The following is an 8,870-nucleotide window of genomic DNA, read 5'->3' as shown; positions in this document are numbered from 1 at the left end:
GCCACTGTCGGCTTGCGTCACCGTTTCTGATTGGAAGCGTCCAAACGGCCAAGTCGCGCTAGGAGTCGATTCGAGCGGGACCGGAGTCGTTCAGGGGTCCCCGCGCTGGGTAACCGGTTGGCAGGGTAAGTGGGCACAATAGCGTGCATAATGTAACGGACGTGAGCGAGGTTGTCCCTTACATGCGAGCTTGGAGGCCCCAATCATGACCCTGCCGCGAGTGAAAGAAGGTCCCGAGGGCACCGGTCGACCGCCGCGGCCGGCATGAACAAGTAGCGGGTCGACGGATCGACTGCCCGCAGCGGGCAGTTTGTTCCGGATACGGCATTTGTTGCCGTGCCTTGCTTTGTCGCCCGCAGATCTGCAAAAGACCTGCCAGGAGGGGCGCTATGTCGCTCACACCGACTACTCAACGGGCGTCGTCTCGGGAACTGCTCGATGTTCTGATCCGTGCGGGGCTCGTTGCGGTTCTCGCGATATTCTGCTTCAGGATCTTCGCGCCGTTTCTCAGTCTCATGGCCTGGGCGTTGATCCTCGCGATCACGCTGTATCCGCTTCAAGTCAGGCTCCGGCGTGCGCTCGGCAACAAGAATGGTCTCACCGCCACGCTCATCATTCTCATCGCGTTTGTAGTGATTCTCGTGCCGACCTATCTGCTGGGCGTCGCGGTGGCCGAATCGATAGACCACGCGAAGGACATCTTCAAAAGCGGCAGCTTCCGCGTTCCACCGCCTGCCGAGTCGGTAGCGGGCCGGTCGCTGGTGGGCCAGAAGGTGTACGACTTCTGGCTGCAGGCATCGACGGACATCTCGGGTCTCGCGCAGAAGTTCGCTCCACAACTCAAGGAGGCCGGTCTCGCTCTGCTCGGAACCATAACCGGTCTCGGCGCGGGGCTGCTTCTGTTCTTCGCTGCCCTGATCGTTGCCGGCATACTCATGGCGTATGGCGAGACAGGCCACAAAAGCGCGGTGGAGATCGCCTCGCGCATCTTCGGACCGGACAATGGCGCGCAGATCGCAGATCTTTGCACGGCCACCATTCGCGCGGTCGCTCAAGGCGTGGTCGGGATCGCGTTCATTCAGATGCTGCTCATAGGTGTCGCGTTCATTGTCATGGGTATCCCGGGCGCGGGTCTGCTGGCGCTCGCGGTGCTGCTGATCGGCATCATGCAGTTGCCCGCCACGCTAATCACCATCCCCGTGATCGTCTTCGTGGTTGTCACGGAAGGCGTGAGCGCAATCACGATCATCTTCTCGGTTTATGTATTTGTCGCGGGGCTCGCCGATAACGTGCTCAAGCCAATGATGCTCGGCCGCGGCGTCGCGGTACCCATGCCCGTGGTGCTGATCGGCGCGCTCGGGGGCATGGTGACGGGCGGCGTGATCGGTCTGTTCATCGGCCCCGTGGTGTTGGCAGTGGGTTATCAGCTGTTCTGGCGATGGGTGAGAGACCAGCCGCGCCCGCAATCCGGGGCTCAGGAATAGCAGCAGTATCGAAGCTGCGGCGAAGGCTTCGTGCCGCCTTTCATGCGCTCATACGGGATGATGGTACTGCTTGGCGCAGCTTGCGTGAGCGGATGCATGCGTGTGGATCCCGACTGTCAGCCGCAACATGAGAAATGGAATGAACACTGGAGCAGCGCATAGTTCGGGCAAGTCACGCAGCTGGCAGCGCAGCCTGACGTGCGGCACCGGTGGCAGATTTTCGGTAACGAGAACCTGCCGACGCCGCGTTCTTCGCCGCGCAGGCCAACCGCGATGCGGCGCTGATGCTGCTGCAAGCTCAGGTCGCCGATTAACCTGCGGCAACTGAGACCTTGCGGGAGTCGCGCAGGACTTTCTGTTTCTGAGCGCGATATTGGCTGGCCTACTGATGCTGGTCGTTCTATTGACAATCCCCATGTATTACGTCGGGGCTCTGTGGAGACGGTGAAGTGAACGCCTTCGACGCCGGGGGAAGCCATATACGTCTGCGCGATCACGGCGCTGACCATCGGGTACGGCGATGTGATCCCTACGTCAACTTTTGGCCGGATCGATGCGATATTGCTTGACATGCTCGGCATGGTGTTCACGGGGTTGATCGTGGCTGCCGCCGTCGGGGGTGCAGGAGGCCGCGCGGCGGGCGAGTCTTCAGAATTTCCCGAAGGAGCAAGACTGGCAGGTCGTTTGTCTGGATTTGCGTGCGCAAGTTACACGAGTCCGAACAACATCAAACCATTTACGTACTTGGCGAAGTCGCTTCCTTGTCCGCTATAGGGAGAGACAGGAGGCGGGCATCATGACTCGATGGTCGAAAAGCATGGCGGCGTTGACGACGCTTGCAATCAGTTGCTCGGCGTTCGGAATCGACGCCCCTGTGGGCGATGCCGGCTCGCAGTGGCAATTCGCAGTGGGGCCTTACCTGTGGTTGCCCACCGTGAGCGGAACGCTGCGCTTCACCCTGCCCGGCGGCGGCGCCGACGCGTCGAGCGGCCCGTACAACTATCTGCAGAACCTCCGGTTCGCCCTGATGCTGCAGGGCGAGGCGCGCAAGGGCGCGTGGAGTGTTTTCGCGGACTCGATCTACCTCAACTTCGGCCGGCAGGACGCTTCTGTCAATGCGACGAACGGCGTCCTTGGCACACGTGAAACGCAGCAAGACGTACAAACGAGTTTTGCCGGAACGCTGATCCAGCTGGGCGGCGGCCGCACGCTCCTATGGAAGGAGTGGGGACACGTCGATGCGATCGCGGGCATGCGCTATCTCGGCGTAAAGGGAACACTCGACGTTGCCATTGCGGCGACGGTCGGCTCGGGACCAGGGGCGAGCTCAAACTTTCATGTCGGGCAGATGCAGAACATTTTCAATGGATTTGCGGGCGTGCGCGGACGGGCAACCATCAGCCGGGACGGCGCCTGGTTCATCCCGTTCTATCTCGACGTGGGGACGGGCGCTTCGAAGTTCACATGGCAGGCGCTGACAGGGTTGTCGTACGCGACGAAGCGGGTCGACTTTGGCCTGCTCTATCGTTACCTCGCTTTTTACGGCTCGGGGGATCAACTTGTCCAGACGCTGCGCTTCGGCGGCCCAAGCGTGAACGTGACGTTCAAATTCTGATGGTGTTCCGGCGGCCGTTCGCACCGCAAGGCGCGGGCGGCACGAGCATGATCTCGCGGCCCCCGGTTCGCCCTAAAGCGAGGCGACGCGTTGCGCCGTTGCACCGCGCGAAACGGGCACGTTCACGTCAAGCTCTCAGGGCGGCCGACGCCTGCACCGCTGTTGGCGGACACGCCGTTCGACCGGCGCCCTCGTCTAGTACTTGATGTCCCGTTTTTGCTGACGGCCTTCCTGTTTCGTGTCGCGCTTGTCCTGCCGGCACTGGGAGTTGCTCTTCTGGTTTGCGGCCCGGCAGTCGACCTTCGACGTGCGAGCTTCGTGTTTGGCGGCCTGGTTTGCGTTCCTGCCTTGTTGGCGCTGCTGCGACTGGTTGGTGGCCGGTGCAGCGTCCGGTATCGTCAGGAGTCCGGCGGCGACGGCAAGCATTGCGCTTGTTCTTCTCCAGAGTCCGTTTCTAGATTCGACCATTTTCACACTCCTGCGTGCCCGGTTGAAAGATTGAAAGGTTGAAACGACGACAAGCTGTCGTGCGCAACCGCTTGCCATGTTCGTGGAGAGCTAGACTCGAGAAGGCTCTTTGGATAATGTGAGTATCGGTTACATGCAGCACATGATGGCATGATTCAGCGCCGCCGAGAGCGGATCCGCGTGCGAAAACCCAGGCGGATCACGACTCGCCCGACGATGCGCCATCGGGGTCGCCACGACGCTCCTTGAGTGCACGATCTCCGAAATGATCCACCGCTGGACGCGTGGGAGAAGAAGCCGGTTAGCTTGGGTACTGCCACAGTCCCGAAACTCACTCGCGAAGGTGCTCGGCTGTCCGTCGCTGCGAGGCTCCCTCAAAGCAGAAAGGTGGCGAACGATGCTGTCCTTTTGTCTTTTTTAGGGTCTGACCTATCGTAGGTGTGGGATTTCAATGAAGACATGCACGTGTAAGCGAATCGCTGCGCATGGGGAAACATGAAAGCGAGAGTCGAGATTCTAGTCGTGGGCCTGATTGCGGTGGTGAGCGCGCCGCAGGCGAACTCCGCATTTCGCTACGACAATTGGTGGAGGCATACCGCGCCATCGGGACAGCCTGCTGAAGCCGCATCGAATGTACGGCCGTCTGCCTATGACGAGATGCTGATCGCGAACGGCGTCGATCCGTCTTCGGACAAAGGACGGCTGATTCTCGCATGGATCGCCCGCATCGATGGCGATCCCGTGGTCATCGGCAACATACAGCGTGTAAGCAAGCTCTTTGTGACCTCGAGCGCACGCGCCGAACTGATGGCCGATGGACTCGAACGCATGTTGCCCGCACTGCGTCTGGAGTATGTAGCGCTTGTCACGAAAATTCTCGACACCCTTGTTCCCGTCGATTGCTTCGGGCTGAACGACATGAGTGCCGTGATCGACCGCGTTCCTCTGAGTGCGATGGCGGACGCGGATATCGACGAGTACTTCCGGATACTTCTGGCGGGGCTACGGGCGGCAGACGCCGACACCGCGCCGGAGAGGCCAACCCCGCAGCGATTTGCGCAGGCAGAAGCCAGCCTAAAGCTGTCGCTGCTGCGAGAACTCGGCTACACGCCGGCCGATGTCGCGCGCTACGCAGCTTACTCCGCCAATCCGCAAGGCGCGAATCCCCGCGACGCGTGCTGGGCGATGAGAGTGACCATGCACGCCATACTGGGGATGCCGGATTCCGAACGGGATGTCGTGGTGCGAGGAATGGTCCAGTCGCGACGCGTCTCGCCTGCACCGAGTCGATGAGCGAACGACCGCGCCTTATTCGCGCACATCCGACCGTGCACCCGCTACCCCTTCCGACGCGGCAGGGGTAGGTCACACCAGCGGAAGGTAAGATGAATGACGGTATCGGCGTAGCGCTCGGACGCGTCAGAGATCGATGGCGATAGCGGGCTGACCTGCTCACCGCCTTCTCCGACGTTCAATGCGACGCCCCGTTTCCGTCACGCCGCTCTGGAAGCTGGCCTTATAGCCTCCATAGTCGTCACACGTCAGCTTGCCGCGCCACTCGCCTAGAAATGCGCGTGCATGTTCGCCAGCGCGGCTCTCGGCGAAGTCGTAGATCACAGCCTTCAGATCGGAGAACTGCGTGGTACTGTACGCCCACAGATAGGCTCGATGGGTCTTGCCCTTTCCCGGCGCAAGCATCTTTACCGGCGTCTCGTCGGCATGCAGTACCGCCTGCTGCAACACTTCTTCGCGAAGTGCATCGACCAGGTGTGAACGGCGGTTGAAAACCGACAATAAACGGCGGCGTCATAGTGCGGCGGCGCCACACGCGAGGATGAAGACAGACATCAGGGAAGCGTTCAACCCACGCTGAACGGGACGTTGATTCAGAGCACGGCGTAGGGAGTCCGTAGGGCGACCGGAGACGTGGCCTGAATCGGGGCGGGCCGTCCGCATGATAGAAAGGCGTTTGCCAAAGAAGAACAACAGGCGCAGCGCCGGCCTCAACCGCCAAGTCCAGTCCAGCGCTGCGCCTCCACAGGTATCCATATGGCGGCCCTGTCGGCCGGCCGGAGAGCCGTGTGAGCCGTCAGTATCGCATTGCTCATGCGGCCCGTCGACTTGGTTCGACTCCTCCTCATCTTTGGCGTTCTGGAGGAGCCGCCAATGCAGCCGCCCACGGGCCGCCTGTACGTGTGCGCCCGTTGCCGGGCGCAGGTCATCGTCTGCCGCCGTTGTGATAGCGGCCAGACTTACTGCGATCGCGACTGCGCGCAGGCCTCACGCCGAGTCAGCCTGCGAGAGGCTGGTCGCCGTTACCAGCGCAGCTGGCGCGGTCGTATGGCGCATGCCGCCAGGATGCGCCGCTATCGCCAGCGGCGCGAGAAAGTGACGCATCACCCTTCCGCCAAGCCCACCGCTGATGCTCTACTGATCGCGACTCCGACGACATCGGCCAGAGAGACGACAGCCACGATGGCAACCACGCCATCGCACGGGCATTGCCGCTTCTGTTACTGCGCATGTGAGCTTGTGCGTCATGGGCCATTACGCCGTCGGGTCTTCCATGAGGTTCGTACTGCTACCGAACAAAAAGGAACCGACCCATGACCATCAAGACTGAAGTTGAGGCGCAGATCCTGCGCTATTACCACGTCGAGAAGTGGCGCTGCGGCACCATCGCGCGCCAGTTGCATGTGCATCGCGGCACCGTGCAGCGTGTGCTGGCCCAGGCGGGCCTGCCGCGGGTGGGCGGTCTGCAGCGGCCCTCGCGGATTGATCCGTACCTGCCGTTCATCCATGAGACGCTCAAGAAGTTTCCCTCACTCACAGCCAGCCGTCTGTACGCGATGGTGACCGAGCGTGGTTACCGGGGCAACATTCACCATTTCCGTCACCTGGTGGCGCTCCACCGCCCACGCCCGACTCCTGAGGCCTATCTGCGGTTGCGCACCATGCCGGGAGAAGTGGGTGAGGTCGACTGGGCCTCATTCGGCCACCTGCAGATCGGTCGCGCGCGCCGGCCGCTGATGGCCTTCGTGATGGTGCTTTCGTGGTCACGGCAGATCTGGCTGCGTTTCTTCCTCAATGCCCGTATGGACAGCTTCCTGGCCGGCCACGTGGGTGCCTTCGAAGCATGGTCCGGCGTGCCGAGGGTCCTGAAGTACGACAATCTGCGCAGCGCCGTGCTTGAGCGCCAGGGCGATGCGATCCGCTTCAATCCAGCGCTGCTCGCGTTTGCCAGCCATTACCGGTTCGAACCTAGGCCGGTGGCTGTCGCGAGAGGAAACGAAAAAGGTCGCGTCGAAAGAGCAATTCGTTTCGCACGCGAGAGCTTCTTCGCCGCGCGCAAGTACGCCGATCTCGATGATCTGAACGCCCAGGCCGCACAATGGTGCGCGGGCGTTGCAGCCGATCGTCCATGCCGGGAGGATCCGGCCATCACCGTGCGCGAAGCCTTCGAGCGCGAGAAGCCGAGCCTGCTTGCATTGCCGGAGAACCCGTACCCGTGCGAACTGCAGCTTGCCGTGTCGGCCGGCAAGACGCCCTATGTGCGCTTCGACCTGAACGACTACTCGATACCGCACACGCATGTGCGACGCACGCTCACAGTTTGCGCCGAGCAGCATCAGGTGCGCATCCTCGATGGCGCCGATGTCGTCGCCGAGCATGCTCGCAGTTACGACCGCGGCGCGCAGATCGAGATCGCGACGCACATCGATGCACTGGTGTTGCACAAACGTGAGGCCCGCCACCACCGCGGCCTGGACCATCTCGCGCACGCCGCACCGGCTGCCCAGACACTGATGCTGCGCGCGGCCGAACGCGGCAGCAATCTAGGCAACATTACCGCGCAGATGCTGCGATTGCTCGACCGGTATGGCGCCGCCGAATTGCAGGCCGCGATTGAGGAAACCCTCGCGAGCGGCGCCGCGCCGCACCAGAACCCAGTGCGCCTGGCACTGGAGCGTCGGCGGGCTGCCCGGGGCGCCCCTCCGCCCATCGCCATCAAGCTGCCGGAACACGTGCGCGACAAGGACAAGCGCGTGACGCCACACCGGCTCGACATCTACGACCAGCTCATAGCGGAGGCCGATGATGACAAACAGCACTGAGCAGTTGCACGAGCGCGCCAATGCCTTGCGGATGTATGGCTTGCTGGCGCACTGGAGCGAGATCGCCGACGCGTCATGGGTCGAGCCGTTGCTGCAGTGGGAAGAGCAGGAACGCGCGCGCCGTTCGCTCGAGCGGCGTATCCGCGACGCCCGCCTGGGCAACTTCAAACCGCTGGCAGACTTCGACTGGGCATGGCCCAAACGGATTGACCGCGGCGCGCTCGAGGAATTGATGGCGCTCGAGTTCGTCAGGGAGAAGTCCAACGTCGTGCTGATCGGGCCGAACGGCGTGGGTAAATCGACACTCGCACTGAACCTCGCGTATCAGTCGCTCATCCACGGATACACGGCGCTCTTTACCACGGCTGGCCAGATGCTCGGCGAGCTGGCCGCGCTCGACAGTGACTCGGCGCTGCGCCGGCGCCTGCATCGCTACGCTTCGCCCGAAGTACTCTTGATTGACGAGGTGGGCTACCTGTCGTACTCGAACCGCCATGCCGACCTGCTGTTCGAGCTGGTAAGCCGCAGGTACGGCGCCGCGAGCACGGTGGTTACAACGAACAAACCGTTCGCAGCGTGGTCGGAGGTGTTCCCGAATGCGGCCTGCGTCGTGTCATTGGTCGATCGCCTCGTGCATCGCGCCGATGTCATCGCGATCGAGGGCGAGTCATATCGCGTCAAGGAAGCGCGCGAACGGGCCGAGCAGCGCTCCAGGAGGCGTAGCGCTGCGCGCCCGGAGAAGAAGCCGTGAGCCGCCGCACACACCTGCCTTCGGGCCTATCTCGCGGGCTGGACTTCCTGATCGACGCCGACTGGTCGCCCCAGCAGGCGTTCGCCGTGTTCGAGCTGCTCAGCGATCTGCGCGCACGCATCTGGATGCGTTACGGCGTCGAGTTACACGAACTGATCCGCGCGCAGCGTTCGCCGCCCACCGATGTCGATATCGACGACATCAAGGGCGGGTTCTAATCCTGTTTTACTCGCCCTGCGGGCGGCAATGCCTGCGGCGCATGGCCGAGTGTTTAACTCGACCTTGCGCCGCCGTCTGGTGTCGGATTTGCGCCGCCGCCAACAAGCACCGTCTGCTGCAAAGGACAGGTGGCAGACAACGGTAAGCGCTAAATTGAGCACACGGCCTACGTATGAGCGTAGCCCAGCACCGTGAATTTGCTAGCGGGCAAGCGGCCT

Annotated in this window: 8 protein-coding genes and 1 pseudogene; 7 read left to right on the top strand and 2 right to left on the bottom strand. The window is 62.4% G+C overall.

What is annotated here, in order from left to right; all coding sequences use genetic code 11:
* Positions 1-389 precede the first annotated feature (389 nt).
* From NCT32_RS36050 to NCT32_RS36040, 3 genes are all read left to right on the top strand, one after another.
* Positions 390-1,484, top strand: coding sequence for an AI-2E family transporter (locus tag NCT32_RS36050; RefSeq protein WP_061121926.1), 1,095 nt, complete (start codon positions 390-392; stop codon positions 1,482-1,484).
* A gap of 522 nt (positions 1,485-2,006) precedes the next feature.
* Positions 2,007-2,258 (top strand): hypothetical protein, encoded by a 252-nt coding sequence (locus NCT32_RS36045; RefSeq protein ID WP_250491460.1) that lies wholly within the window; start codon positions 2,007-2,009, stop codon positions 2,256-2,258.
* A 43-nt stretch (positions 2,259-2,301) separates the two neighbouring features.
* Entirely contained in the window at positions 2,302-3,099 is a 798-nt protein-coding gene (locus NCT32_RS36040) for a hypothetical protein (RefSeq protein ID WP_061121927.1), read from the top strand.
* Between the two features lie 195 nt (positions 3,100-3,294).
* Here the strand turns inward: NCT32_RS36040 and NCT32_RS36035 are convergent, their stop codons facing one another.
* Positions 3,295-3,567: a hypothetical protein gene (locus NCT32_RS36035; protein WP_061121928.1), complete on the bottom strand. Its 273-nt coding sequence runs from the start codon at positions 3,565-3,567 to the stop codon at positions 3,295-3,297.
* Positions 3,568-4,224: 657 nt separating this feature from the next.
* Between NCT32_RS36035 and NCT32_RS36030 the strand changes: the two genes are divergently transcribed.
* Positions 4,225-4,860 (top strand): hypothetical protein, encoded by a 636-nt coding sequence (locus NCT32_RS36030; RefSeq protein ID WP_143756459.1) that lies wholly within the window; start codon positions 4,225-4,227, stop codon positions 4,858-4,860.
* Between the two features lie 165 nt (positions 4,861-5,025).
* On the opposite strand, the pseudogene NCT32_RS36025 reads toward NCT32_RS36030, so the two are convergent.
* Positions 5,026-5,334, bottom strand: a pseudogene (locus NCT32_RS36025) (transposase); the annotation flags it as partial.
* An 839-nt stretch (positions 5,335-6,173) separates the two neighbouring features.
* Between NCT32_RS36025 and istA the strand changes: the two are divergent.
* From istA to NCT32_RS36010, 3 genes are read left to right on the top strand one after another with little or no spacing between them, the layout of a single operon-like run.
* Entirely contained in the window at positions 6,174-7,682 is a 1,509-nt protein-coding gene (istA, locus tag NCT32_RS36020) for an IS21 family transposase (RefSeq protein ID WP_061121930.1), read from the top strand.
* Positions 7,663-8,433: an IS21-like element helper ATPase IstB gene (gene istB / locus NCT32_RS36015; RefSeq protein ID WP_409241574.1), complete on the top strand. Its 771-nt coding sequence runs from the start codon at positions 7,663-7,665 to the stop codon at positions 8,431-8,433. The genes istA and istB overlap by 20 nt, the downstream gene beginning before the upstream one ends.
* A complete protein-coding gene (locus tag NCT32_RS36010; RefSeq protein ID WP_061121931.1) occupies positions 8,430-8,651 on the top strand; it encodes a hypothetical protein in 222 nt (73 codons plus the stop codon). Before istB ends, NCT32_RS36010 begins: the two co-directional genes overlap by 4 nt.
* The last annotated feature ends 219 nt before the right edge of the window (positions 8,652-8,870 follow it).

Source organism: Caballeronia sp. INML2 (assembly GCF_023631365.1).
Taxonomy (GTDB): Bacteria; Pseudomonadota; Gammaproteobacteria; order Burkholderiales; family Burkholderiaceae; genus Caballeronia; species Caballeronia turbans.
This window is presented reverse-complemented; position numbering and strand designations above follow the sequence as displayed.